The 24,015-nt window shown below is 66.1% G+C and carries 25 protein-coding genes; 13 read left to right on the top strand and 12 right to left on the bottom strand.

All coding sequences use genetic code 11. From position 1 onward, the window contains the following. A partial coding sequence (locus IED13_RS15415) for a LacI family DNA-binding transcriptional regulator (RefSeq protein WP_191124668.1) occupies positions 1 to 1,029 on the top strand: 1,029 nt, incomplete at its 5' end. A 4-nt stretch (positions 1,030 to 1,033) separates the two neighbouring features. On the opposite strand, the gene IED13_RS15410 is transcribed toward IED13_RS15415, so the two are convergent. From IED13_RS15410 to IED13_RS15390, 5 genes are all read right to left on the bottom strand, one after another. Continuing rightward, positions 1,034 to 1,939, bottom strand: a complete 906-nt coding sequence (locus IED13_RS15410; protein WP_191124667.1) for an NAD(P)-dependent oxidoreductase — start codon at positions 1,937 to 1,939, stop codon at positions 1,034 to 1,036. Positions 1,940 to 2,037: 98 nt separating this feature from the next. Further along, on the bottom strand, positions 2,038 to 2,940 hold the full coding sequence (locus IED13_RS15405) for a carbohydrate ABC transporter permease (protein WP_112763606.1): 903 nt from the start codon (positions 2,938 to 2,940) through the stop codon (positions 2,038 to 2,040). Further along, positions 2,933 to 3,889 carry a carbohydrate ABC transporter permease gene (locus tag IED13_RS15400; protein ID WP_038363634.1) on the bottom strand — a complete coding sequence of 319 codons (957 nt, stop codon included), beginning with the start codon at positions 3,887 to 3,889 and terminating at the stop codon, positions 2,933 to 2,935. Before IED13_RS15400 ends, IED13_RS15405 begins: the two co-directional genes overlap by 8 nt. Before the next feature lie 170 nt (positions 3,890 to 4,059). Next, positions 4,060 to 5,364: an ABC transporter substrate-binding protein gene (locus IED13_RS15395; RefSeq protein ID WP_038364377.1), complete on the bottom strand. Its 1,305-nt coding sequence runs from the start codon at positions 5,362 to 5,364 to the stop codon at positions 4,060 to 4,062. Positions 5,365 to 5,483: 119 nt separating this feature from the next. Continuing rightward, positions 5,484 to 6,536, bottom strand: coding sequence for an ABC transporter ATP-binding protein (locus IED13_RS15390; protein WP_038363631.1), 1,053 nt, complete (start codon positions 6,534 to 6,536; stop codon positions 5,484 to 5,486). A gap of 238 nt (positions 6,537 to 6,774) precedes the next feature. On the opposite strand from IED13_RS15390, the gene IED13_RS15385 reads away from it, so the two are divergent. The 3 genes from IED13_RS15385 (at position 6,775) to IED13_RS15375 (ending at position 9,434) form a co-directional block, all read left to right on the top strand. After that, a complete protein-coding gene (locus IED13_RS15385; RefSeq protein ID WP_051988096.1) occupies positions 6,775 to 7,542 on the top strand; it encodes a FadR/GntR family transcriptional regulator in 768 nt (255 codons plus the stop codon). Positions 7,543 to 7,653: 111 nt separating this feature from the next. After that, the gene (locus IED13_RS15380; RefSeq protein WP_404801892.1) at positions 7,654 to 8,643 is read left to right on the top strand and encodes a 2-hydroxyacid dehydrogenase; all 990 of its coding nucleotides are present in this window, start codon (positions 7,654 to 7,656) and stop codon (positions 8,641 to 8,643) included. Continuing rightward, a complete protein-coding gene (locus IED13_RS15375; protein WP_191124665.1) occupies positions 8,628 to 9,434 on the top strand; it encodes an AprI/Inh family metalloprotease inhibitor in 807 nt (268 codons plus the stop codon). The genes IED13_RS15380 and IED13_RS15375 overlap by 16 nt, the downstream gene beginning before the upstream one ends. Positions 9,435 to 9,452: 18 nt before the next feature. On the opposite strand, the gene hppD is transcribed toward IED13_RS15375, so the two are convergent. Beyond that, positions 9,453 to 10,589 carry a 4-hydroxyphenylpyruvate dioxygenase gene (gene hppD, locus IED13_RS15370; protein WP_113253668.1) on the bottom strand — a complete coding sequence of 379 codons (1,137 nt, stop codon included), beginning with the start codon at positions 10,587 to 10,589 and terminating at the stop codon, positions 9,453 to 9,455. Between the two features lie 124 nt (positions 10,590 to 10,713). On the opposite strand from hppD, the gene IED13_RS15365 reads away from it, so the two are divergent. From IED13_RS15365 to IED13_RS15345, 5 genes are all read left to right on the top strand, one after another. Next, positions 10,714 to 11,184 carry an Lrp/AsnC family transcriptional regulator gene (locus IED13_RS15365; RefSeq protein WP_191124664.1) on the top strand — a complete coding sequence of 157 codons (471 nt, stop codon included), beginning with the start codon at positions 10,714 to 10,716 and terminating at the stop codon, positions 11,182 to 11,184. Positions 11,185 to 11,285: 101 nt separating this feature from the next. Then, on the top strand, positions 11,286 to 12,170 hold the full coding sequence (locus tag IED13_RS15360) for a tellurite resistance TerB family protein (RefSeq protein ID WP_191124663.1): 885 nt from the start codon (positions 11,286 to 11,288) through the stop codon (positions 12,168 to 12,170). Positions 12,171 to 12,349: 179 nt separating this feature from the next. Then, positions 12,350 to 13,354 (top strand): UbiA family prenyltransferase, encoded by a 1,005-nt coding sequence (locus tag IED13_RS15355; RefSeq protein ID WP_081925424.1) that lies wholly within the window; start codon positions 12,350 to 12,352, stop codon positions 13,352 to 13,354. After that, positions 13,351 to 14,664 carry an FAD-binding oxidoreductase gene (locus IED13_RS15350; RefSeq protein WP_191124662.1) on the top strand — a complete coding sequence of 438 codons (1,314 nt, stop codon included), beginning with the start codon at positions 13,351 to 13,353 and terminating at the stop codon, positions 14,662 to 14,664. Before IED13_RS15355 ends, IED13_RS15350 begins: the two co-directional genes overlap by 4 nt. A gap of 109 nt (positions 14,665 to 14,773) precedes the next feature. After that, on the top strand, positions 14,774 to 15,070 hold the full coding sequence (locus IED13_RS15345; protein WP_038363611.1) for a hypothetical protein: 297 nt from the start codon (positions 14,774 to 14,776) through the stop codon (positions 15,068 to 15,070). An 89-nt stretch (positions 15,071 to 15,159) separates the two neighbouring features. On the opposite strand, the gene IED13_RS15340 is transcribed toward IED13_RS15345, so the two are convergent. From IED13_RS15340 to IED13_RS15330, 4 genes are read right to left on the bottom strand one after another with little or no spacing between them, the layout of a single operon-like run. Then, positions 15,160 to 16,608 carry an aspartate aminotransferase family protein gene (locus IED13_RS15340; protein WP_113253664.1) on the bottom strand — a complete coding sequence of 483 codons (1,449 nt, stop codon included), beginning with the start codon at positions 16,606 to 16,608 and terminating at the stop codon, positions 15,160 to 15,162. Continuing rightward, on the bottom strand, positions 16,605 to 17,609 hold the full coding sequence (locus IED13_RS15335; RefSeq protein WP_112763613.1) for an NAD-dependent epimerase/dehydratase family protein: 1,005 nt from the start codon (positions 17,607 to 17,609) through the stop codon (positions 16,605 to 16,607). The genes IED13_RS15340 and IED13_RS15335 overlap by 4 nt, the downstream gene beginning before the upstream one ends. 9 nt (positions 17,610 to 17,618) lie before the next feature. Further along, entirely contained in the window at positions 17,619 to 17,741 is a 123-nt protein-coding gene (locus IED13_RS29100) for a hypothetical protein (protein ID WP_260368443.1), read from the bottom strand. 8 nt (positions 17,742 to 17,749) lie between these two features. Then, positions 17,750 to 18,118: a DMT family transporter gene (locus tag IED13_RS15330; RefSeq protein WP_191124661.1), complete on the bottom strand. Its 369-nt coding sequence runs from the start codon at positions 18,116 to 18,118 to the stop codon at positions 17,750 to 17,752. Positions 18,119 to 18,315: 197 nt separating this feature from the next. Between IED13_RS15330 and cynS the strand changes: the two genes are divergently transcribed. The 4 genes from cynS (at position 18,316) to IED13_RS15310 (ending at position 21,556) form a co-directional block, all read left to right on the top strand. Then, entirely contained in the window at positions 18,316 to 18,804 is a 489-nt protein-coding gene (cynS, locus tag IED13_RS15325; protein WP_112763614.1) for a cyanase, read from the top strand. A gap of 76 nt (positions 18,805 to 18,880) precedes the next feature. Next, positions 18,881 to 19,531 carry a hypothetical protein gene (locus IED13_RS15320; RefSeq protein WP_191124660.1) on the top strand — a complete coding sequence of 217 codons (651 nt, stop codon included), beginning with the start codon at positions 18,881 to 18,883 and terminating at the stop codon, positions 19,529 to 19,531. A gap of 286 nt (positions 19,532 to 19,817) precedes the next feature. After that, positions 19,818 to 20,753, top strand: coding sequence for an ABC transporter ATP-binding protein (locus IED13_RS15315; RefSeq protein ID WP_038364367.1), 936 nt, complete (start codon positions 19,818 to 19,820; stop codon positions 20,751 to 20,753). Next, complete coding sequence (locus tag IED13_RS15310; RefSeq protein ID WP_248311179.1) at positions 20,750 to 21,556, top strand: ABC transporter permease; 807 nt, start codon at positions 20,750 to 20,752, stop codon at positions 21,554 to 21,556. Before IED13_RS15315 ends, IED13_RS15310 begins: the two co-directional genes overlap by 4 nt. A gap of 22 nt (positions 21,557 to 21,578) precedes the next feature. On the opposite strand, the gene IED13_RS15305 is transcribed toward IED13_RS15310, so the two are convergent. Then, complete coding sequence (locus tag IED13_RS15305; RefSeq protein ID WP_112763751.1) at positions 21,579 to 22,421, bottom strand: SAM-dependent methyltransferase; 843 nt, start codon at positions 22,419 to 22,421, stop codon at positions 21,579 to 21,581. Positions 22,422 to 22,485: 64 nt separating this feature from the next. After that, a complete protein-coding gene (locus IED13_RS15300) occupies positions 22,486 to 23,853 on the bottom strand; it encodes an APC family permease (RefSeq protein ID WP_191124659.1) in 1,368 nt (455 codons plus the stop codon). Positions 23,854 to 24,015: the final 162 nt, after the last annotated feature.

Below are 24,015 nucleotides of genomic sequence, written 5' to 3'. Positions count from 1 at the left end.
CCCACGCCCCCCGCCGGCCGCAGCCGCGTCACTCTTCAGATCATCGCCGACCATCTGTCGGTCTCGACGGCGACGGTCTCGCTGGCCCTGCGGGATTCCCCGCTGGTCGCCGAGGCGACGCGCGGCCGCGTGCGCGAGATCGCGCGCCAGATGGGCTACAGCTACAACCGCAGTGCCGCGGCGCTCCGCACCGACCGCACCAACATCATCGGCGTCGGCTTTCACGACATCACCAATCCGTATTTCGCCGAGCTTCTGGCGGCGATCGACGGAGCCACGGCAGCCTATGGCCGCTCGATCCTGCTCGGCACCTATGCCGAGGATCTTGAGCGGCAGGAGCGCGTGCTGAACTCCCTGGCCGAGTACAGGCCCGACGGGATGATCCTCTGCCCGGCGGGCGGCAGCACGGCCGACAGCCTGCGCCACCTCGTCGATGCAGGCGTGCCCATCGTGCAGCTCTCGCGCGAAGTGCCGGGGCTCGGCCTCGATTTCGTCGGCGCGGACGACCGCCATGGCATCCTCCAGGCGATGGAGCATCTGATCGGGCTCGGCCACCGCCGGATCGCCTTCCTCTGCGCCAATGAGAGCATCTCGACCGGGCGCAACCGCTATCACGCCTATCGCGAGGGCCTGACGGCCCATGGCCTGTCGATCGACCCCGCGCTGATCTATTTCGCCTACGGCACGCGCGAGAACGGGCTCAAGGGCATCCAGCAGGTGCTCGACGCTCCCGCACCGCCGACCGCCGCCATCTGCATGAACGACCTCTCGGCCTTCGGCGCGATGCTCGGCCTGCGCCATCGCGGACGCGAGGCCGGCGTCGACTTCTCCATCGTCGGCTGCGACGACGTGAAGGAAGCGGCGCAATGGTTTCCCGCGCTCACCACGATCCACAATTTCCAGAACCAGATGGGCGCCAAATCGGCGGAGTTCCTGCTGCGCCGCATCGCCGAGCCCGCCGCGCCGCAGCAGCGCCTGCTGCTGACGCCCGAACTCGTCCTGCGCGGGACGACCTGTCCGCCCCGCTGAGCCTTCAGGCATCGTTCGCGGGCTTGGCGTTGAGGGCGCGATAGGCCCGCACGACCTGCGAATCGTCGCGCCCGCCATGGCCCAGCCCCGAGGCCGCGAGGAACATCTGATGGGCCGATGCCGCCAGCGGCAGCGCGACCTTCGCTGCGCGCCCGGCATCGAGCACGATGCCGAGATCCTTGACGAAGATGTCGACGGCGCTGGCGACGACCGGGTCGGGTTCCTGCATGCGCGGGCCGCGATCCCTGAGCATCCAGGAGGATGCCGCCGAGCCGCCCATGATCTCGAAGAGCAGGCGTCCGTCGATGCCGGCCTTCTCCGCCAGCGACAGCGCCTCGGCCGCGACCGCGATATGCACGCCGCAGAGGAGCTGGTTGACGGTCTTCACCGTCGCGCCCTGCCCCGGTTTCTCGCCGACATGGAAGACCTTGTCGCCGAGCGCATCGAGCACCGGCTTTGCCCGTGCGAAACTCTCCGGCGCCGCGCCGACCATGATCGTCAGCGTCCCGCCCTGCGCGCCTTTGACGCCGCCGGAGACCGGCGCGTCGATGAAATGCCGACCGGTCTTCGTGACCTCCGCCGCGATCGCCTCGGCCTCGCCCGGCGGACAGGTCGCCATCAGGATGACCGTCGCATCCGGCGCCAGCGCCGCGAGCGCCCCGGCTTCGAAGAGCACCGCGCGCGCCTGCGCGGCATTGACCACCATCAGCACCAGTGCATCGGCGCCCTTGGCCGCCTCGGCCGCATTTGGGGCAGCCTGTCCGCCGGCTGCGGCCAGCGCGTCGCGCGCCGCCTCCCGCATGTCGAAGCCGGTGACCCGGAACTGCCGCTTGACCAGGTTCTCGGCCATCGGCGCACCCATCGCGCCAAGCCCGATGAAGGCGATGCTGGAAATCGGCGTGTCTGGCATAAGTCAGGTACTTTCTCGGAGCTCGCATGCCACGCATGCAGCACCATGAGTTGAGCGCGGATGCCCGGCGCCGGACAAGCGGCGCCGGCGCATCGGCCTCATTCCTTCACCGCACCCGTCATCGACGCCACGTAGTAGTCGACGAAGAAGGAGTAGAGGATCGCCACGGGAATCGAGCCCAGCAGCGCGCCGGCCATCAGCGAGCCCCAGTGATAGACGTCGCCCTCGACGAGCTGGGTCAGCACCGCGACCGGCACCGTCTTCTTCTCCGCCGACTGGATGAAGGCGAGCGCATAGATGAACTCGTTCCAGGACAGGGTGAAGGCGAAGATGCCGGCCGAGATCAGGCCGGGCATGGCGAGCGGCAAGGTGATGCGCCACAAGGTCTGCAGCCGCGTCGCCCCATCGATCATCGCGCATTCCTCGAGCTCGTAGGGGATCGACTTGAAATAGCCGATCAGGAGCCAGGTGCAGAACGGGATCAGGAAGGTCGGGTAGGTCAGGATCAGCGCCAGCGGCGAGTCGAACAGGCCGAACTGGAAGATCAGCGTCGCCAGCGGGATGAACAGGATCGAGGGCGGCACGAGATAGGCGAGATAGATCGCCAGGCCCACATATTGCGAGCCCTTGAACCTCAGCCGCTGGATCGCATAGGCGGCGAGCACGCTGGAGAACAGCGAGAGCGCCGTCGCCACCGCCGCGACCATCATCGTGGTCCAGAGCCATTGCGGATAATCGGTCTGGAACAGCAGCCTGTTGATGTTCTCCAGCGTCGGCGACTTCACCCAGAACGGGTTGTTGTTCTTGTAGTCGAGCAGCTCGGCGTTCGGTTTGATCGCCGTGATCGCCATCCAGTAGAACGGGAACAGCAGCACGAGGAGGAAGAGCGACAGCGGCAGGTAGAGCGTGAGGAGGCGCCGCGGGCCGGACGACCAATCGATGACGCCTTCGCGCTCCTTGTCCTTGAGATGCGGACGCGCACTGAGGGTTTGATCAGTCATTCTCTTCCCCCTGCTGCCATTTGCGCCGGGACAGGCCGAAATAGCTGAACAGCGTCGCCATCACGAGGAACGGGATCATCGCCACCGCGATCGCCGCGCCCTCGCCGAGCTGGCCGCCCGGGATGCCGCGCTGGAAGGCGAGCGTCGCCATCAGATGCGTGGCGTTCACCGGCCCGCCGCGTGTGATGGCGTAGACGAGCTGGAAATCGGTGAAGGTGAACAGCACCGAGAAGGTCAGCACGATCGCCAGGATCGGCATCAGCATCGGGAAGGTCACGTGCCGGAAGCGCTGCCAGGCATTGGCACCGTCCAGCATCGCCGCCTCGTAGAGCGACGGCGAAATGGTTTGCAGGCCGGCGAGCAGTGAGATCGCGACGAAGGGGATGCCGCGCCAGATATTCGCCGCGATCAGCGAAAAACGCGCCGGCCAGGGCTGGCCGAGGAAGTCGATATAGCTGTCGCGCCAGCCGAGCACATCGACCAGCACATAGGAGATGATCGAGAACTGCGGATCGTAGATCCACCAGAAGGCGATGGCCGAGAGCACCGTGGGCACGATCCAGGGAATCAGGATGATCGCCCTGAGCAGCGACTTCATCGGCAGGTGGTTGTTGAGCAGCAGCGCCAGCCACAGGCCGAGCGCGAATTTCCCGATGGTCGCCACGCCCGTATAGAGCATCGTGTTCCAGACCGAGGTGATGAAGACCCGGTCGTACCAGAGCGACTGGAAGTTCTCGAAACCGATGAAATGGCCGACCCGGCCGATGCGCGTATCGGTGAAGGCGAGCCAGATGCCCAGGCCCAGCGGATAGCTCAGGAAGACGAGCAGGAACCCGGCCGCGGGCAGCAGGCAGAGGAAGACCAGGAAAGGCTTGTAGTCGAACAGACGCACCAGCCAGTTTTGCTGCAGGCTGTGGACGGTTCGCAATTCGGCGGCAGCTACGGCCATGGCGCTCTCGCGTTGGAGTCGGCTACGGCATCGGACCGAAAAGGGGAACCCATCTTTCGGAACAACCGGATGCGACAACACATCAGGAGATCATCGTTGTTGCGTCCGATCGGATGCGCGACGATCTCGCATCGGCCGCCGGACGAGCCGGCGGCCGTGAGGATTCCGGCTCAGGTCCGGTAGTAACGCTTGGCGCGGCGCTCGGCTTCCGCCGCCGCTTCCTCAGGCGTCGCCTGACCGGCGCAGACCGAGGCGACCATCTGGACGACGACGTATTCGGCGTTGACCGTGCCGGCGGCCTCGTTGATCGAGCCCTTGTAGCCGCTCCACAGCGCCCGCTCCCAGGTGTCGCGATAGACCACGATCTTGGGGTCGCTCGACCACACCTTGCTCTCGGCATAGCCCTTCAGCGGCTGGGTCCAGTAGCCGTAGCAGCCGGTCAGCCACTTGTCGTACTGCTCCTTCTCCATCATGAAGCGGAGATATTCCTTGGCCGCGTTCGGGAATTTGGTGTGCTTGAACGCCATGGCGTTGATGATCAGCGCCGGCTCCGACGGCCGCCCGAGCGGACCGACCGGCATGGTCGCGTGGTTCAGGTCCTTGCCGATGGCGGCGGTCTTCTCGTCCTTCGAATTCTTGATCGAGAAATAGAGCGAGACGCCGTTCTGGGTGACGCCGATCTCGCCCGCCGTCAGCGCCTTGTTGTTGCTGATGTCGAGCCAGGAGAGCGTGCCGGGGATGAAGGTCTCGTAGAGCGCCTTGGCGTATTTCAGCGCCTCGATCGTCTCCTTCGAGTTGATCGCGACCTTGTTGTTCTCGTCGACCATGTAGCCGCCATGGGTCCAGACGAGCCAGTTGCAGTAGGCGTTGCCGTCGCCCACCGCATTGCCGAGCGCGAAGCCGGCCGGGTGGCCGTTTTCCTTGAGCTTGCGGCAGAGCTTCAGGAAGCCGTCGAGATCCTTCGGGAAGGTATCGAAGCCCGCTTCCTTGACCCAGGATTCACGATAGACCGCCGGTGCGCCCGACGCGCCCATCGGGATCGAAACCCACTGGTTGGTCTTGTCCTTCTTGCCGTATTTCTCGGCGATCGGGTACCAGCCGCCATATTTCTTGCCGAGATCCTCGGCGATATCGGTCAGGTCGATCAGCTTGTCGGAGAAGATGTGCGGATCGTCGGCCCAGCCGACCACGACATCGGGGCCGGCGCCGGTATTGGCGGTCACCGCCGTCTGCGGGCGCAGATCCTCCCAGCCGGCATAATCGACGCGCACCGGCACGCCGGTCGCCTTGGTGAAGGCTTCGGTATTCTCGTTGAAGATCGCCTGGTCGGGATCGACGAACTTGGTGGGGCGCAGCACGCGCAGCGTCGCGCCTTGCTCGATCTTGGCCTGCGCGATCGCCGGTGCCAGCGGCAGGCTCGCCCCCGCGGCAAGCCCGGCGCCGCCGATCAATACGTCACGTCTCGAAATGCTCATGATGATATTCCCTCCGTGAAAAGCCGCGAGGGCCTGCATCGGACCCTCGTCATGCATGATTGTCGCCGTAAAACTGCGCCCGCGCGCGGCCCGGGCGACGGGCCCGCGCGCGATTGCCTCTAAAGACGCTTGCCGGTGGCCGCGTCGAAGAGATGGGTCACGCTGGTGTCGGGCGTGATGCGGATGGTCTCGCCCGGCTTGGCCGTGATGCGCTCGCGGAACACGCAGGTCAGGTTCTGCCCGCCGCAGCGGACCACCACCTGGGTCTCCGAGCCCATCGGCTCGATCACCACGACCTCCGCCTCGAGCCCGTTGGCATCGAGATGGATATGCTCCGGGCGGATGCCGAACACGGCGGCCTTGCCGTTCGAATCGGCCGGATGCTGTCCGACCGGCCAGACCACCCCACCCTCCGTCTCGAAGCCCGATGCCAGGATCTTGCCCTTGAGCAGGTTCATCGAGGGCGAGCCGATGAAGGCCGCGACGAACAGATTGGCGGGCTTGTCGTAAAGGTCGAGCGGCGCGCCCATCTGCTCGATGATACCGTCATGCATCACGACGATCTTGTCGGCCATGGTCATGGCCTCGATCTGGTCGTGCGTGACATAGACGGTCGTCGTCTTCAGGCGCTGGTGCAGCTCCTTGATCTCGGTGCGCATCTGCACGCGCAGCTTGGCATCGAGGTTGGAGAGCGGCTCGTCGAACAGGAACACCTGCGGGTCGCGCACGATCGCGCGGCCCATGGCGACGCGCTGGCGCTGGCCGCCGGAGAGCTGGCGCGGATAGCGCTCGAGCAGATTGCCGAGGCCCAGGATCTGCGCGGCCTTGCTGACGCGCTCCTCGATCTCGGCCTTCGGCGCCTTCCGGAGCTTCATCGAGAAGGCCATGTTGTCGGCGACCGTCATATGCGGATAGAGCGCATAGTTCTGGAACACCATGGCGATGTCGCGCTCCTTCGGCGGAACGTCGTTCACCACCTTGGGGCCGATGCGGATCTCGCCGCCGGAGATGTTCTCCAGCCCCGCGATCATGCGCAGCAGTGTCGACTTCCCGCAGCCCGACGGCCCGACGAGAATGACGAACTCGCCATCGTCGATATCGATGTCCACGCCGTGGATGACCTGCGTCGAGCCATAGGCCTTGCGCACGTCGGCAATCTGGACAGATGCCATGTTTTCTTCCCTGCTTCCGTTCCCTTGATCCTCGCAACTGCGCGAGCATCGCTGTCGCCTATCGGCTTCTTGTGACCGATTGATGCATATGGCCCCGCCTCTCCTGAGCGGTTGTGTCCCCATGCGTCTGCGATAAAGTCATACGATAGCCGGAAAGCTGTCAAGCGCGACACAGGTCGAACCGGGTTCAGGGGAAACGCGATTGGCACAGAGCGAGAGGACGGGTCGATCGATGCGGATGCGCGATTTCTCGCGGCCGACGACGCTCAATCCCGACAGGCTTTTCGGCCAGGTTGCCCAGAGGCTGGCGGTCGCGATCATCAGCGGCCGGATCGGCGCGGGCGAGCTCCTGCCCAACGAGGACGACCTGCGCGCCGACATCTCGGTTTCGCGCACGGCCTATCGCGAAGCGGTCAAGGTGCTCACCGCCAAGGGGCTCGTCGAAGCACGTCCGAAAAGCGGCACCCGCGCCGCCCCGCGCGACCGCTGGAACCTGCTCGACACCGATGTCCTGGCCTGGCATTTCGAGGCCGACCCGAACGAGAAATTCATCCGTGATCTCTTCGAGTTACGCCGGTTCGTCGAGCCCAGCGTGGCGCGGCTGGCGGCCCAGCGCCGCACCGCCGCCGACATCGCCCGCATCGAGGCCGCGTTGCGGGCCATGATCGACAATCCGCCCTATTCGGATGCTTGCGTGCGCGGCGATCTCGCCTTTCACGAGGCCATCTTCGCGGCCTCGCAGAACGCTCCGCTGCAATGCCTGTCGAGCGCGGTCATCGCCACCCTGCAATGGTCGCTCGTGCTGAAGAAAGGCGTCGACGAGGCCTTCATCGCCTCCCTGCCAGATCACGAAAACATCCTCGCTGCGATCGTCGAGCGCGATGGCGATCTCGCCGCCGTGCGCATGGCGGGACTGGTCATCGACAGCTTGAACACGACGCTGGCATCGGTGAATGTCAGCCAGGCCGAACCCGACAAAATCACCCGAATAAAGCATACTAAATAACAGCCCCGCCGATACGGCGTGACGCTGACAGCCCGATCACAGGCCGTCCGAGGGGTACCCGGCGGCTAAATTCGAATTTAATCGATTCACAAGACACGAATCAACGCAGAGATGGACCAGACGACGATGCCAGCCTCCGACCGCACCGAGATCATCCAGACCGGCCCGCTGATCGCCCATGCCGCCGATCAGCTCAAGCAGCACTTCACCGTCCACGAATTGTGGAAGGCGGCCGACCGCGCCGGCCTGCTGCACGAGGTCGCGGATCGCGTGCGCGGCGTCGCCGCGGGCGGCGGCCACAACCGGGTCGACGGCGCGCTGTTCGACGCGCTGCCCAAGCTCGAGGTCATCTCCAGCTTCGGCGTCGGCTACGACCATGTCGACGCGGCCGAGGCCGGCCGGCGCGGCCTCGTCGTCACCAACACGCCCGACGTGCTGACCGACGAGGTCGCCGACCTCGCCATAGGCCTGCTGATCGCCACGGTCCGCCAGCTCCCGCAGGTCGATCGCTACCTGCGCGAGGGCAAGTGGCTCAAGGGCAATTACCCGCTCACCACCTCGCTGCGCGGCCGCAAGGTCGGCATCGTCGGCCTCGGCCGCATCGGCAAGGCGGTGGCGCAGCGCGTCGAGGCCTTCGGCCTGCCGGTCGTCTATCACGGCCGCTCGCGCCAGCCGGACGTGTCCTATCCCTACTATCCCTCGCTGGTCGACATGGCCGCCGATGTCGACACGCTGATCTCGGTCGCGCCGGGCGGCGCCTCGACCCATCACATCATCAATGCCGAGGTGCTGAAGGCACTGGGTCCCAATGGCATCCTGGTCAATGTCGGACGTGGCACGGTCGTCGACGAGCAGGCGCTGATCAAGGCGCTCAAGGACAGGACCATCCTCTCCGCCGGCCTCGACGTCTTCGAGGACGAGCCGCGTGTGCCCGCAGAGCTGATCGCCATCGAGCATGCCGTGCTGCTGCCCCATGTCGGCTCGGCCTCCGTCCACACCCGCGAGGCGATGGGCCAGCTTCTGGTCGACAACATGGTTTCATGGTTCGATGGCAAGGGTCCGCTGACGCCCGTGCCGGAGACACCATGGAAAAAGGCCTGATTCGCCGGCTGCTGCCGCTTCTCCTTCTCGGCGCCGGCAGCTTGCCGGCCGCCGCTCAGCCGGCGCCGCTGCCACGTGGCGCCGACAAGGCTCCGGACGCGATCCGGCGCTGGCTCGGCGCCTGGGAGCTCGAGCTCGCCGACGCGCCGCGCCGCTGCACCCTCACCTTCGGCACGGAAGCGACCGCAAACGGCCGCCAGTTGCGCTTCCCCGCGACCTGCCGCCGCGCCCTGCCCATCCTGGACAGCGCGACGGCCTGGACGCTGAATGCGAGCGGCCAGCCGCTACTGCTCGACGCCGGCGGCAAGGCCGTGGTGAGCTTTCAGGGCGGCTCCGCCGAAACCGGGACGGAGGGCAAGGGCAGCGACGGCAAGGGCTATCGCCTCTCCGGGAAGGGGCATCCGCGCCTCGCCGCCCGTGCCCCGCAGGGCGCCGCCGCAGCTGCATCCGAAGCCGCGCAACGGCAGACGACGGTCGATCCGGCCAAGGCACCCGCGCCCGAGACGGTCCCCGGCCGCTACATCCTGATGCGCCAGCAGAACCGCGAGGCCTGCCGCCTCGTGCTCTCGGCCCCGGCCGCGGGCGGGCAGCAAGGCGGCACCGCCTTCGAGGGCTCCTGCCAGGATGTCGGCCTCACCATCTTCGACCCCGTCGGCTGGCGCTATGCCGGTGGGCGGCTGTCGCTCGTCGCCCGCCGCGGCCACGGCACCGAGCTCGTCTTCGAGAACGGCCAGTGGCGCAAGGACCCCGCCATTGGCGCGCCGCTGCTGATGCGCAAGCTCGCGCCCTGACGGCGACGGCCGACGGCGTCATTCGGCCGCGGTAGCCGGCTTCAATACACCGCGCCGGACCTGGTCCTCCTCGATCGATTCGAACAGGGCCCGGAAGTTGCCCTCGCCGAAGCCGTCATCGCCCTTGCGCTCGATGAACTCGAAGAAGATCGGCCCGAGCACCGTGCCGGAGAAGATCTGCAGCAGGACCTTGCTCATCCGGCCCGCCTTCTCGCCAAGCGCCACTGCCCCCTCGCCATCGATCAAGATGCCGTTGGCCTTGAGCCGCTCAACCGGCTCGCCATGGTTCGGCACGCGGGCATCGACCTTCTCGTAATAGGTCGCGGGCGGCGATGGCATGAACGGCAGGCCGTTGCCGCGCAGAGCCTCGACGCTGGCATAGATGTCACGCGAGCCCATGGCGACATGCTGGATGCCCTCGCCCTTGTACTGGCGCAGGTATTCCTCGATCTGGCTCCTGTCGTCGAGGGATTCGTTGATCGGGATGCGGATCTTGCCGCAGGGCGAGGTCAGCGCCCGCGAGATCAGGCCGGTCAGCTTGCCCTCGATGTTGAAGAAGCGAATCTCGCGGAAATTGAAGAGCTTGCCGTACCAGCCGGCCCAATGGTCCATGCGGCCGCGATGGACGTTGTGGGTCAGGTGATCGAGATAATACAGCCCCGCCGGCTCGGGATGCGGGTTTTTCTCGCCGATCCATTCGAAATCGACATCCCAGATCGAGCCCTTCTCGCCATAGCGGTCGACGAAATAGAGCAGCGAGCCGCCGATGCCTTTCACCGCCGGAATGGCGAGCTCGCCGGGGCCGATCCTGCTCACATAGGGCTCGGCGCCGAGCGAGACGGCGCGATCGAAGGCCTGCTTCGCATCGACGACGCGGAAGGCCATCGCGCAGGCGCAAGGCCCATGCGCGGCGGCGAAATCCTGCGCGAAGGAATTCGGCTCGGCATTGACGACGAAATTCACGTCGCCCTGTCGGTAGAGCGTGACGCGCTTCGAACGGTGGCGCGCGACCGGCACGAACCCCATCGTCTCGAACAGCGCGCCGAGCTTTTCCGGCTCCGGATGCGCGAACTCGACGAACTCGAAGCCATCGGTGCCCATCGGATTCGCCTCGGAGATTTCAGGCGGCGCGGCATCATGCGGAAACGGTCCCATAGCGATCTCCTCCTCGAGATGATCGCCATGATCGCGCGACCCGGCGGCATGTGGCGTGCAAACTCAATTGCAAATCCGAAAATGACGCACGATACTCGCATTCAAAGCGAGAAGGCCGCACGAAATGACCGCTCTCGACGCATTCGACTGGCGCCTGCTCGATGCCTTGCAGCAGGATGCGTCCCTGACCAACGCGGCCCTGGCCGAGCGGGTCGGCCTGTCCGCGAGCCAGGTCTCGCGCCGCCGCCAGCGTCTCGAACAGGAGGGCGTGATCCAGGGCTATCGCGCGGCGCTCGATCCCTCGGCGGTCGGCCTCGGCGTCATCGTCTTCATCCATGTCGCGCTCGACACCCATTCCCGCGACAATGCCCGTCGCTTCCGCGATCTCGTGCGTCTGACCCCGGCGGTCCTCGAAGCGCATGCGCTGACGGGCGAGGCCGACTACCTACTCAAGGTTGCGGTCGGCGATCTCAAGGAGCTCGCCCGACTCGTGAACGAAGTGCTGATGCCGCATGAGAGCGTGGCCCGCGTGCGCTCCGAGATCGCCCTCGAAACGCTGAAGGAGCCGGGTCTGTTGCCGCTGCCGATGACTTGAGCGCGAAGCTGTGCAAACTCCTGCCTTCGTCAGGCCGTCTTTGCATGGCTGATCCGACCGGCCGCATCCGCGCCTAGCCGAAATCGTCAGGGAGAACCGACATGTTCAACGCCAAATCGCTGCTCGATGCGCTGGTCAACGCCGGCAGCCAGGCTGCCGGGCAGACGGGCCAGCAGGGCGGTCTTAGCGGCGTGCTCGGCGGGCTGGCGGAGCAGGTTCAGCGCTCGGGCGGGCTCGGCGGCCTCGCCGGTCAGATCCTCACCCAGGCCACGCAAGGGCTCGGCGACGCCGCACGCCAGACGGGCGTGCAGCAGGGCGCCTCGGATGCGCTCGGCCGCGCCACCGGCGGACGGACGCCCGACGAGTTGCTCGCGCAGGCCAAGGGCGTCCTCACCAGCAATCCGGCCCTGGCGACCGCCGTTCTGGGTGGCCTCGGCGCGCTCGTCTTCGGCACCGGCACCGGCCGCTCGGTCGCGGCGTCGGCCGCCAAGCTCGGCGGCATGGCCCTTATCGGCGGCCTCGCCTACAGGGCCTACCAGAATTACCAGGCCGGCAAGCCGCTCCTCGACGGCAATCATCAGCAGATCCTGCCCGCGCCCGCCGGCAGCGGCTTTGAGCCGCAGGCCGCCACGGAGGCGACGGCTCTCACCCTCATCCGCGCCATGATCGCGGCCGCGGCGGCCGACGGCAACATCGATGCGCAGGAGCGCGGCGCCATCCTCGGCGGCCTCAAGGACGCCGGGCTCGATGCCGAAGCGCATGACTGGCTGACGAAGGAGATGGCCAAGCCCGCCTCGATCGATCAGCTCGCCGATGCCGCCGCATCGCCCGAGATGGCGGCGCAGATCTATACGGCCGCGCGCATCGCCATCAATCCGGATACGCCCGCCGAGAAGGACTTCCTGGCGGGGCTGGCCGGCTCTCTCGGGCTCGACGCCGAGCTCGTCGCCAATATCGACGCCGCCGCGAGCGCCGCGAAGGTCTGAGCCGACCTCGCTTCGCTCGGCGGCGCTGCACGCGCCCGCGGCGTAACGAATGACGGGCATGGGCGGCAGCGTCCGTGCCCGACGCCCCGGAGTCGTCTTGGCCTCCGGAGCCGGTTTCCGCGATCATGGAAGCCGCCCGTTAAGCATGGCGTTGAATTCATTGCCCGTTTTTGCGGCTCATGCACGTCAGCTTAGGAGTTTTCAGCTCAAAACCCCGGCGCCGGTACAACCGGCCGTTGCTACCCCGTACGGCGGGAAGCAGCGCATGTCGCAGGAGCGCTGGGAGCCCGAACATGTCTGCGTCCGCCATGATCCGGGCCATGCGCCCCCATCACTGGCTCAAGAACGGGCTCGTCTTCGTCCCGATCCTGCTTAATCACGATGTCTTCGACCCAGCGGCCCTCTGGCACGGTGTCATCGCCTTCATCGCCTTCAGCCTGATCGCCTCCGCGATCTATCTCCTCAACGACATCAAGGATGTCGAGGCGGATCGCCTGCATCCGACCAAGCGCAAGCGCCCCCTCGCCGCCGGCGAGATCACCGCCGCCCAGGCCTACGCCGCGGTGCCCGTGCTCCTGCTCGCCGCGTTCTCGACCGTCCTTCTCGTGCCGCAGCCACAGAGCTTCATGCTGGCGCTGCTGGCCTATCTCTTCCTGGCGCTGACCTATCTCCTCTTTCTCAAGCGCAGGCTGCTGGTCGACGTTCTCGGCCTGGCGGCGATGCACACGCTGCGCATCCTGGCCGGCAACGCGGCCGCGGCCGTCCCGATCTCGTCCTGGCTGCTGGCCTTCTCGATGTTCCTCTTCCTCAGCCTCGCACTGGTGAAGCGCTATGCCGAATTGCGCATCACCGCAGATCAGTCCGGCCTGAAGAAGGCCGGGCGCGGCTATCAGGTCGAGGATATCGAGGCGCTCTCGCAGCTCGGCATGGCCTCGGGCTGCACCTGTGCGCTGATCATGGCGCTCTATGTCGACAGCGCCAATGTGAAGCAGCTCTACCGCCACCCCGAGCTGATCTGGCTGCTCTGCCCGATCGTCCTCTACCAGATGGCGCGCATCTGGTTCATGGCCCGCCGTGGCGGCATGCCCGACGATCCGCTGGTCTTCATGATCCGCGACTGGCGCAGCCAGCTCATGGGCCTCGTCGTCATCGCCATCATGGTCCTGGCGACGATCCTGCCATGACCGTCCCCCGCGGCGCGTATCGCTCCTGGGGCGGGCTCTCGGCGCAGGGCAGCGAGATCGTCGATGCGGCGGACTGGATCGAGCGGCCCGATCGCTTTCGCCGCCCCGTCCTCGCCTATGGCAATGGCCGCTCCTATGGCGATTCCTGCCTGAACAGCCGGGGCTCGCTGATCGATGCGCGTTCGCTCGCCAACGTCCAGACCTTCGACCGGGAAACCGGCCTGCTGACCTGCGGCGCGGGGCTCCTGCTCGATCGCCTGCTCGATATCGTGGTTCCGGCCGGCTGGTTCCCCTGCGTCACGCCCGGAACGAGCTTCGTGACTATCGGCGGCGCGCTCGCCAACGACGTCCATGGCAAGAACCATCATGCCGCCGGCACCTTCGGCTGCCATGTCCGCGCCTTCGAGCTGATGCGCTCAGACGGCCAGCGCATCCTTTGCGCGCCGGACATGAATGCCGATCTCTTCGCCGCCACCATTGGAGGCTTCGGGCTGACCGGGCTCATCACGCAGGTGACGCTCCAGCTCATGCCGATCCGCTCGGCCGCGATGGAGCAGGAGGTCCTGCATTTCGACAGCCTCGACGGCTTCTTCGGACTGGCCGCCGAATCCGACTCGACGCATGACTACACCGTGGCCTGGATCGACGCCCTCGCCAGCGGCCGGCATTTCGGCCGCGGCGTCTTCTTCCGCGCCAACCATGCGCCCGATTTCGGCTTCCTGCCACCACAGCCCGGCCGCAACCTGCGCTTTCCGATCGAACCGCCCTTTCCCCTGATCAACCGGGTGACGCTCAGTGCCTTCAACTGGCTCTATCGTCACAGCCAGCCGCGCGGGGCAGCGCCGCGGCGTGTGCCTTATCGGCCGTTCTTCTACCCGCTCGACCGGATCCGCGACTGGAACCGCGCCTATGGCCCGCAGGGCCTCAGGCAGTTCCAATGCGCCGTGCCGATGGCCGGCGCCCGCCGCGCCGTCGAGGAGATGCTGCACCGGACGCTCGCTGCCGGCGAAGCCTCGTTCCTGACCGTGCTCAAGCTCTTCGGCGCCAAGCGCTCGCCGGGGCTGATGTCCTTCCCGATCCAGGGCGCGACGCTGACGCTCGATTTCCCCAATCGCGGCGCCCGGACCGAGGCGCTGCTGACGGAATTGGACCGGATCGCGATCGAGGCCGGGGGCCGGGTGAACCCCTATAAGGATGCCCGCATGTCGGCGGCGACCTTTCAGGCCTCCTTTCCGCAATGGCGCGATTTCGCCACCCATATCGATCCGGGCTTCTCCTCGGATTTCTGGCGGCGCGTCAGCGACGGCTGAGGCCGCGCGAAAATAATCGTCACCGCCTTTGAACCTACCCACTCCTCGCTGCGACCAATGAGCATGAAGAGCGAAACCTTCGCTCTCGCAACGATCGGGAGAGACGAGCATGACCACGTTCCGCAAGACGCTGACCGCGACCCTCGCGGCCGTGACCCTGGCCACCACCTTGATCGCGTCCGGCGCCGAAGCCCGCCCGCGCTGGCACCGGGGCTATGGCTGGGGCGTCGGAGCCGGTGTGGTCGGTGCGCTCGCCGCAGGCGCCATCATCGCCGGCGCCACCCGCCCCGCCTATGGCTACGGCTACTATGACGCTCCTGCCCCCGTTCGCTCCTGCGACCTGGTCGAGCGCTTCGACCGCTGGGGCAACGTCATCGGCTACCGCCGGGTCTGCGGCTACTACTGAGCTTCCCTGGACATCCCTGTTTCGAGACCCCAGACTCAAAAGGCCGGCTCACGCCGGCCTCTTTTTTTGTTGCGGGTCGATCGGGTCGCTCAGCCCTTGGCGGCAGCGACCTTACGCAGGTAGCCGGTGACGATGCCGGTGACGCCGCGCGACAGCACATCCTCGAACGCCGCGAGGAACTGATCGCACTGCTCGCGGGTGACGATCAATGGCGGCTCCAGCCGGATGACGTTGCGGTTGTATTCGGTGAAGGCGACGAGCACGTCGTGCTCCTTCAGCAAGAGCGCGCCGACGAAGCCGCAGAGCGAGCCTTTCAGCTTGTCGTCGAGCAGTGCGACCATGTGCTTGACCCCGAAAGGCATGGTCTCGCTGATGTCCTGGAACTCGATGCCGATCATCAGCCCGCGCCCGCGGATTTCCTTGAGCAGCGTCGGGTATTTCGCTCGCAGGCCGTTCAGGCGCTCGATCAGATAGTCGCCCTGCCGCTTCGCATTGCCCATCAGATCCTCGTCATAGAGGACGTTGAGGGCCTCGATGGCGGAGACGCAGGCCTCGCCCATGCCGCCGAAAGTCGCCTGCGCATGGATCAGCGCGGTCTTCGGCTTGCCATAGGCCTTCATGTAGATCTCGCGGCGAGCGATCATCGCGCCCATCGCCGCCTTGGAGCCGCCGAGCGCCTTGGCGAGCGCCGTCACGTCCGGCACCACCCCGTCGCGCTCGAAGGCGAAGAACTGGCCGGTGCGGCCAAGCCCGCACTGCACCTCGTCCGCGACCCAGAGCACGCCGTGCTTGTCGCAGAGCGCGCGCAACTCGCGCCAGAAACCCTCGGGCGCCTCGACGATGCCGCCGCCGCCCTGGATCGTCTCCATCACGACGATGCCGATCGAGGGGTCGTTCTCCAGCGCCTGCCGGACCGCATGGATGTCGCCGAAGGGCACCTTGACCCGGTTCTCGACCAGCTTGAACTGCGACTGGTAGAGCGTCGAATCGGTGACCGAGAGCACGCCCTTGGTCTTGCCGTGGAACGAGTTCGCCGCATGCAGGATCTTCGACTTGCCCGGACCCTGCGCCTGCTCGGCGACCTTCAGCGCCGCCTCCATCGCCTCCGAGCCGGTCGAGCCGAGGAAGACCATGTCGAGATCGCCCGGCGCGATGGTGGCGAGATTCTTCGCCAGCGCCGCCGCATATTGCGACATGAACGCCATGCAGATCTCATGGCGGTTCTCGTCCTGGAACTTCTGCCGGGCCGCGATGATGCGCGGATGGTTGTGGCCGAAGGCGACCGAGCAGAAGCCGCCGAAGAAATCGAGGATCTTGCGGCCGTCCTTGGTGATGTAGTGCAGGCCCTCGGCGCGATCGACGAGGATCTTGTCGAAGCCGAGCAGCTTGAGGAAATGAAGCTGGCCGGGGTTGATATGGGCGGCAAAGAAATCCTTCACCTGGGCGGCGTCGAGCTGCTTGGCAGCCTCGACGCTGATGAGTTGCGGGCGCGCTCCGCTCACCGGCGCATCCTCCTGGCTGAAAGCGGGCATGCTCATGCGGCGAGGCTCCTCTGCGCCTGTTTGTGGGCGTCCTTGCCCTTGCGATACTCGGTATAGGCGGCGAGCAGCATGTCCTCGTCGCGGTATTGCGGGTGCCAGCCGAGCTCGCGCTTGGCCTTGGACGTGTCGAGAATACAGATCTCGTCGGCGATCTTGTATTGCTCGGGATCCATGATCGGCATGTTCACCGCGTCGAGCGCATCGAGCGTGAGCTTCACCAGCGAGGCCGGTGTCGGCAGCAGGATCGATTTCGAGCCGGCATGCTTGATCAGGTCGCCGAGCAGCTTCTTCACCGGCGGCGGCTCGTCGGAGCCGAGATTATAGGCCTCGTTCGGGAAGCCCGCCTTCCAGGCGCAGACACAGGCGCTGGCGCAGTCGAACACCGAGATGAACTGGTAGGGATTACGCCCCGAGCCGATCATCGGCACCGGCAGGTTGAGGTCGATCAGCTTGAACAGCTTCACCAGGATGCCGAGCCGGCCGGGCCCGATGATGAGTCGCGGCCGGAAGATCGGGATCTTGAAGCCCTTGGCGCGGTATTCCTCGGCGAGCCGCTCGGTCGCGAGCTTGCTCTCGCCATATTCGCCGAGCGGATGCGCGGGATGGGTCTCGTCCTGCGGCACCGTGACCGAATGGCCGTAGATCATGTCCGTGGTGAAATGCACCAGCCGGTCGGCGCCGCGCTTCTCCATCCAGCTCAGGATGTTCTGCGTGCCGTGAAAATTGACCGGCCAGAAGAAATCGTGCCGCTCGGCCCGCGTCACGATCGGCGAGAGCATCTTGGCCGAGAGGTTGTAAACCACGTCTTCAGGCGAGAGCGGGATCGTGTCCACGCTCTCCGCCTTGGTCACGTCGATCTGGACGAAGGGCACCTTGGCGTAATGCGCATGGCTGCTCTTGTGGATGTCCGCGACGAGGACGTCCTCGCCCATCGCCGCGAGATCAGCCGCCAGGCGCGAGCCGACGAAGCCGTCGCCGCCGATGATGATATGCTTCATGACCGGCTCCTATCGGCGCGACCGGGGTGCCGGACGAACCCGCACCGGCACGGGAACCGGCGTCAGCATGGTCTCGGGCCGCGGCTCGAACAGGGCGCCGAGGCGCAGGAACAGGCGAACGATCAGGTCCATGGTACCCCTCAGCTTTGTGCGATGAAGATGGTGCCGATGACGATGAAGCCGATGCCGGCGATGCGGCTCGGGCTCAGATCCTCATGGAAGGCGAAATAGGCATAGGCCGCGACCACGACATAGGCGAGGCTCAGGAACGGGTAGGCGTAGCTGATCTGCACCTTGGACAGCACGACCAGATGCGAGGCCATGCTGACGACGAAGGTGCACAGGCCCGCGAAGACGAACGGGTTGAAGACGACCCGGAAAACCGTGGCGATGATCCCGTCGCCGGCGATGTCGAAGGAGCCGAAACTGCTCATGCCGCGCTTGAGCATGAGTTGCGCCGCCGCATTGGTCAGCACCGTGAACAGGATCAGGGGAATATAGGAACTCATCGCCGTGCCGGGATTTCCTGCGTCGTTTTTCAGCCTCCAGATGCCGAGAAAAAAACTTCAAATGCCTTAGTGCGCGAACCCAACTTCATCATAACGTTAAGACGATCCTGCCGCGATCGACGAAACCCTGCGTCATCCGGGCACCGGCCCGATCCTTGCCTGAGCTCTGGCGGTCAAGGTGTCCGGAGAGGGTGACGATGAAGCGCGAAGAGCTGACCGAGAAGATTCTCGACATCAAGCGCGAGAAGGGCTGGAGCTGGAAATACATCACCGACGAGATCGGCGGCATGTCCGAGGTGCTGGTGGTCGGCGCGCTGCTCGGCCAGATGAAGCTGGTCCGGCCGCTGGCCGAGCGCGCGGCCGCGCTGTTCGGCCTGTCCGAGAACGAAAAGCGCATGCTCAACGAGGTGCCCTATCGCGGCACCGGCACGCCGATGCCGCCGACCGACCCGCTGATCTACCGCTTCTACGAGATGGTGATGGTCAACGGGCCGGCCTGGAAGGCGCTGATCGAGGAGGAATTCGGCGACGGGATCATGTCCGCGATCGATTTCAACATCTCGTTCGAGCGCGAGCCCAATCCGAAGGGAGACCGGGTCAAGATCGGCATGTCGGGCAAATTCCTGCCGTACAAGTACTACGGCAACGAGCAGGGCATTCCCGATTACGGCTTCAAGGAGGAGTGACGCGGGCCATTGCTGCCTCAGCCTGTCGCGGCGGTCGTTACCGTGGTTAGGGTTATCACCTCGCTCGGAAGGTCTCATGCCCCTGCCCAATCGCGTCAGGCCCGACGGCGCGCTCTTTGCCGATCCGGCCCGCGGCACCCTGTTCGGTAATCGCGGCGGGCGCTTCCACGATCCGCGGACGCAAGCCCTGCCGCGTCGCATCCAGGCCAGCCGCCAGTGGATCTGCTGCGTGCTGTCCTTCAAGGGGCGCCGGCATCAGGTCTGGGGTCCCGGCTACACCGACCTCTTCTTCTGCGATGAGGTCACTGCCTTCGCCGCTGGCCACCGCCCCTGCATGGAATGCCGGCGGCACGACGCCCTCGCCTATCGCGCAGCACTGGTGAGCGGCCTCGGCATGACGCAGACGCCGTTCTTCCCGGAGATCGATCGCATTCTCGACGGCGAGCGCCGCGACGGCCGGGGCAAGCGCACGCATCGCCTGCCGGTGGAGAATCTGCCGGACGGCGCGATGCTGCTCGCCGAGAACGGTGGCGAATTCCTCGCGCTGCGCGGCGGCTCCGCCCTGCTCTGGTCGCCGGCCGGCTACATCGAGCGCCGCGACCGCCCGGCGGGAACCGTGACCGTCCTGACGCCTCCGGCCACGCTCGCCGTGTTGAGACAAGATTATAGGCCCCTCTGGCATCCGAGCGCCGATGCCTTCACGCCGCCACCCGGCACCGGCGGGTAGGAACTTTCACGCCACAGAAGGCGTTGGCACAGCATCATCCTTTCCAAAAAGGGGCTGTCCATGCGTTCGATCATCCTGTGGCTCGTCGGGGTTCCCATCCCGATCATCATCCTGTTGTGGTTCTTCATGAAATAGCCTCGAACGAACCGAGGAACGTGCAGGGCCGGGCCTCGCGCCCGGCCCTTTGCATGATCGTTGCCGCCACGCCTTGGCAGGAATTCGCGCGTCTCCAGCCCTGTCAGCCATCGCAACCGGCGACGAACAGGCCTATATGGCGGCCATGCTCATGTCCTCGACATCCCCGATCATCTCGGTCTCCGGGCTCTCCAAGACCTATGCGACCGGCTTCAGCGCGCTCAAATCCGTCGATCTGGAGATCAGGCGCGGCGAGATCTTCGCCCTGCTCGGCCCCAACGGCGCCGGCAAGACGACGCTGATCAGCATCATCTGCGGGCTGGTGAAGCCTAGCACCGGCACCGTTCTCGCCGACGGCTACGACATCATCCGCGACTATCGCGCCGCCCGCGCGACCATCGGCCTCGTGCCGCAGGAATTGACCACCGACGCCTTCGAGACGGTCTGGAGCACGGTCAGCTTCAGCCGCGGCCTGTTCGGCAAGCCGAAGGACCCGGCCTTCATCGAGCGGATTCTCAAGGAGCTGTCGCTCTGGGACAAGAAGGACACGCAGATCCGCCGGCTCTCCGGCGGCATGAAGCGGCGCGTGCTGATCGCCAAGGCGCTCGCCCATGAGCCGCGCATCCTCTTCCTCGACGAGCCGACCGCCGGCGTCGATGTCGAGCTCAGGCAGGACATGTGGCAGATGGTGCGCCGGCTCAAGGAATCCGGCGTCACCATCATCCTGACGACGCATTACATCGAGGAGGCGGAGGAGATGGCCGACCGCATCGGCGTCATCTCCAAGGGCGAGATCATCCTTGTCGAGGAAAAGGCGGAGCTGATGCGCAAGCTCGGCAAGAAACAGCTCAGCCTTCAGCTCCAGCAGCCGATCGAGGCCGTTCCTGCCACGCTCGCCGCCTTCAATCTCAGTCTGTCGCCCGCCGGCGACGAGCTCGTCTACACCTACGACACCCAGGCCGAGCGAACCGGCATCACCACCTTGCTGCAGGGCCTCGCCGAGGCGGGCATCCGCTTCCGCGACCTCAGCACCAGCCAGAGTTCGCTCGAAGACATCTTCGTCAGCCTGGTGAGGGAGCGCGCATGACCACTGTCACGACGAACCGCGACGCCGAGGCCGGCATGCGCCTCAACTTCCGCGCCATTGCCGCGATCTACCGCTTCGAGATGGCGCGGACATGGCGCACCCCCTCGCAGAGCATCGTCTCGCCGGTGCTCTCGACCGCGCTCTATTTCGTCGTCTTCGGCGGCGCCATCGGCTCGCGCATGCAATCGATCGACGGCGTGCCCTATGGCGCCTTCATCGTGCCTGGCCTGATCATGATGTCCCTGCTGACGCAGAGCATCGCCAATGCGTCCTTCGCGATCTATTTCCCGAAATTTACCGGCACGATCTATGAATTGCTCTCCGCCCCCGTCGCCTGGTGGGAGGCGGTGATCGGCTATGTCGGCGCCGCCGCATCGAAATCGATGCTGCTCGGGCTGATCATCCTGCTGACGGCCACCTTCTTCGTGCCGCTGCGCATCGAGCATCCGGCGATGATGCTGCTCTTCCTCGTGCTGACGGCAACGACCTTCAGCCTGTTCGGCTTCATCATCGGCATCTGGGCCGATGGCTTCGAGAAATTGCAGGTCATACCCCTGCTGATCGTGACGCCGCTGGCCTTCCTGGGCGGCTCCTTCTACTCGATCGCGATGCTGCCGCCCTTCTGGCAGAAGGTGACACTGTTCAACCCGGTGGTCTATCTGATCAGCGGCTTCCGCTGGAGCTTCTACGGGATCGCCGATGTCAGCCTCGGCGTGAGTCTGGGCATGACGCTCTTCTTCCTCGTGCTCTGCATCGGCATCGTCGGCTGGATCTTCAGGACCGGCTACCGGCTCAAGAACTGAGCCGGCAGGGTCTCCTGCACGGTCAAGTGCTGGAGCGCGTCGCCAGCCAGTCCTGACCGCCGCCTTCAGCCCGTCCGATCATGCGATTTTCCTCGACGCGGCCCGTATAGCGCTGCCCGTCCGCCAGGAAGCTGATCTCGCTGCCCGTCATCTTGGCCTCGGAGATCGGCACGGACTTGCCGTTGCGCGTCAGCGTGCCCGACAGCATCTGGAAGCTCTGCGAGAGCCTGAGTTCGCCATCGCCGAGCCGCCATGTGCCGGCGACCTTGGCGGGCACGATCCAGTGATAGGCGCGGCAGAAGCTCGAGCAGTTCTCGGCCAGCACGACGCTCTGGTCCGGCTCCCAATCGTCCATGGTGAAGGTGTTCGAGACGACCCGCGTGCCGGGCTTCATGTCGAGGATGGTCGGCCGGAGCTTGAGGTTGAGTTCAGGCAGCAGGAACAGCGTCAGCACCGTCGCCTGCGAGAAGTCCGATTCGAAGATGTCGCCCCGGACGAACCGCGCCCTGTCGGTCACGCCCTCCGCCTCGGCATTGCGCTGCGACAGCGTCACCATGTCGGGATTGTATTCGATGCCCATGGCCCGCACGCCGCGCTTGGCGGCGGTGATGACGGTGCGCCCATCGCCCGAGCCGAGATCGATCAGATAGTCGTCCTTCGTCACCTTGGCGATGTTGAGCATGCTGTCGACCAGCGCCTGCTGGGTCGGCACCCAGACGACGTCCTTCCCGGCCTGGCCCGAGCGCGGCACGTAGTCGGGAGCGGCTGCCGGATTCTGCGTGGCCTGCACGGGCTGGGCGTAAGGTGCCGCAGGCGCGAGGAAGCCGAGGGCGCAAGCGGTGGCGAGAATGTGAAGCCTCTTCATCATCTGTCTCCGTTGTCGAAAGCTGGGTTGGAAAGCCTTGGTTGGAGGTCTCGATCGGGCGAGTTCACTCGGCCGCTGCTGGCCTCGCGGCGCCGGGAATGACCTCCCCCTCAGCCCCCTGCTTGCGCCGGAACAGCAGGAGCGGCAGGCCCGCGAGCACCACCACGAGCCCCACCAGCGCGCCGCGGCCGGTATAGGCGAGGCTGGCATGCAGCATGTAGGCGCAGCCCAGACAGAACAGGATCGGCGTCAGCGGGTAGAGCGGCACACGGAACGGCAGATTCCGCCCCGGCTCGCGCCAGCGCAGGATCGGCAGCGCTGCGCCAACCAGCAGCAGGAAGGCCCAGAACACCGGCGCGCTGTAGTCGACCATGGACTGGAAGCCGTCCCGGCTCGCCGCGCCGAAACCGACGAGCAGCAGTGCGACGGCGCCTTGCAGCAGGAGCCCGTTCGCCGGGGCGCGGCCGCGTTCGTCCCACTCCCCGACCCGCGGCAGCAAGGTGAGATCCCGCGCCATGGCGAAATAGACCCGCGCGCCGGTAAAGATGGTGGCGTTGAGCGTCGAGAGCGCCGCGACCACGATGGCGAGGCTGACGATCACGGCGCCCGGCTCACCGGCCACCTGCCGCATCATATCCGCCGCCACCGCCTCCGAGGCCCGCAGGCCGTCGAGGCCGAGGATCGCGAGCAAGGCGAGATTGGCGAGCACGTAGATCGCGACGAGGATCACCGTGCCGATAGCCAGCACGCGCGCCATGTTGCGCGCCGGATTCTCCAATTCGCCCGAAAGATAGGCCGCCTCGTTCCAGCCGCCATAGGTCAGCAGCACGAAGACCATGGCGAGGCCGATGGCCGCCGTCCCGGGCGCAGGGGTAGCCGGCTGCGCCGGAGCATCGCCGCCGAAGAACAGGCCGAGCAGGATGATGGCGGCGAGCGCCCCGACCTCGATGAAGGTCATGAGGATCTGCAACCTCTTGCTCTGCACCGTGCCGATGACGTTGAGCGCCGTCAGCGCCACCACCGAAAGCGCGGCATAGAGCGCCGGTCCTATCGGTCCGATCGGCGCGACCTGCGCAGCGTAGTCGCCGAGTACGAAGGCGACCGCCGCGATCGCCCCGGTCTGGATCACGGCGCCGCGCGCCCAGCCGAACAGCATCGCGACGGGGCGGCCATAGGCACGGGCAAGGAAATGATACTCGCCGCCGGCGTGAGGATGCGCGGCGGCGAGCTCGGCATAGCAGAGCGCACCGATCAGCGTCGCCACGCCGCCCATGATCCAGACGCCGATGAAGGCCGCCTCGCTACCGACATTCGCGGCGACCACGGCCGGCGTCTTGAAGATGCCGATGCCGACGACGATGCCGACCATGATCGTCACGGCATCGAAGACGGACAAGCTCGGCTGCGGCTCGGCCTTGACGGCTGCGGGCATTCCGGTCCCCTCGGCTGATATGAAAAGTCGTACGACGGAAGTCGAAGGGGAGAATGCGGCGGGAATGGCGGTTGTTCCGCTCACAAAGCGGTCGGCAATCCTCACGGAGCCGTGAGCGGCGCGGAATTCGGCACGCGCCGCCACCGCGCGGCGAGAATGATT

This window comes from Allobosea spartocytisi, assembly GCF_014764685.1.
GTDB lineage: Bacteria > Pseudomonadota > Alphaproteobacteria > Rhizobiales > Beijerinckiaceae > Allobosea > Allobosea spartocytisi.
This window is presented reverse-complemented; position numbering and strand designations above follow the sequence as displayed.

Excerpts from the sequence above, each read along its gene's own strand:
- IED13_RS15410 (WP_191124667.1), bottom strand. The coding sequence starts at position 1,939 with ATGCCAGACACGCCGATTTCCAGCATCGCCTTCATCGGGCTTGGCGCG.
- IED13_RS15405 (WP_112763606.1), bottom strand. The coding sequence starts at position 2,940 with ATGACTGATCAAACCCTCAGTGCGCGTCCGCATCTCAAGGACAAGGAG.
- IED13_RS15400 (WP_038363634.1), bottom strand. The coding sequence starts at position 3,889 with ATGGCCGTAGCTGCCGCCGAATTGCGAACCGTCCACAGCCTGCAGCAA.
- IED13_RS15395 (WP_038364377.1), bottom strand. The coding sequence starts at position 5,364 with ATGAGCATTTCGAGACGTGACGTATTGATCGGCGGCGCCGGGCTTGCC.
- IED13_RS15390 (WP_038363631.1), bottom strand. The coding sequence starts at position 6,536 with ATGGCATCTGTCCAGATTGCCGACGTGCGCAAGGCCTATGGCTCGACG.
- IED13_RS15385 (WP_051988096.1), top strand. The coding sequence starts at position 6,775 with ATGCGCGATTTCTCGCGGCCGACGACGCTCAATCCCGACAGGCTTTTC.
- IED13_RS15380 (WP_404801892.1), top strand. The coding sequence starts at position 7,654 with ATGGACCAGACGACGATGCCAGCCTCCGACCGCACCGAGATCATCCAG.
- IED13_RS15375 (WP_191124665.1), top strand. The coding sequence starts at position 8,628 with ATGGAAAAAGGCCTGATTCGCCGGCTGCTGCCGCTTCTCCTTCTCGGC.
- hppD (WP_113253668.1), bottom strand. The coding sequence starts at position 10,589 with ATGGGACCGTTTCCGCATGATGCCGCGCCGCCTGAAATCTCCGAGGCG.
- IED13_RS15365 (WP_191124664.1), top strand. The coding sequence starts at position 10,714 with ATGACCGCTCTCGACGCATTCGACTGGCGCCTGCTCGATGCCTTGCAG.
- IED13_RS15360 (WP_191124663.1), top strand. The coding sequence starts at position 11,286 with ATGTTCAACGCCAAATCGCTGCTCGATGCGCTGGTCAACGCCGGCAGC.
- IED13_RS15355 (WP_081925424.1), top strand. The coding sequence starts at position 12,350 with ATGCACGTCAGCTTAGGAGTTTTCAGCTCAAAACCCCGGCGCCGGTAC.
- IED13_RS15350 (WP_191124662.1), top strand. The coding sequence starts at position 13,351 with ATGACCGTCCCCCGCGGCGCGTATCGCTCCTGGGGCGGGCTCTCGGCG.
- IED13_RS15345 (WP_038363611.1), top strand. The coding sequence starts at position 14,774 with ATGACCACGTTCCGCAAGACGCTGACCGCGACCCTCGCGGCCGTGACC.
- IED13_RS15340 (WP_113253664.1), bottom strand. The coding sequence starts at position 16,608 with ATGAGCATGCCCGCTTTCAGCCAGGAGGATGCGCCGGTGAGCGGAGCG.
- IED13_RS15335 (WP_112763613.1), bottom strand. The coding sequence starts at position 17,609 with ATGAAGCATATCATCATCGGCGGCGACGGCTTCGTCGGCTCGCGCCTG.
- IED13_RS29100 (WP_260368443.1), bottom strand. The coding sequence starts at position 17,741 with ATGGACCTGATCGTTCGCCTGTTCCTGCGCCTCGGCGCCCTGTTCGAG.
- IED13_RS15330 (WP_191124661.1), bottom strand. The coding sequence starts at position 18,118 with ATGAGTTCCTATATTCCCCTGATCCTGTTCACGGTGCTGACCAATGCG.
- cynS (WP_112763614.1), top strand. The coding sequence starts at position 18,316 with ATGAAGCGCGAAGAGCTGACCGAGAAGATTCTCGACATCAAGCGCGAG.
- IED13_RS15320 (WP_191124660.1), top strand. The coding sequence starts at position 18,881 with ATGCCCCTGCCCAATCGCGTCAGGCCCGACGGCGCGCTCTTTGCCGAT.
- IED13_RS15315 (WP_038364367.1), top strand. The coding sequence starts at position 19,818 with ATGTCCTCGACATCCCCGATCATCTCGGTCTCCGGGCTCTCCAAGACC.
- IED13_RS15310 (WP_248311179.1), top strand. The coding sequence starts at position 20,750 with ATGACCACTGTCACGACGAACCGCGACGCCGAGGCCGGCATGCGCCTC.
- IED13_RS15305 (WP_112763751.1), bottom strand. The coding sequence starts at position 22,421 with ATGAAGAGGCTTCACATTCTCGCCACCGCTTGCGCCCTCGGCTTCCTC.
- IED13_RS15300 (WP_191124659.1), bottom strand. The coding sequence starts at position 23,853 with ATGCCCGCAGCCGTCAAGGCCGAGCCGCAGCCGAGCTTGTCCGTCTTC.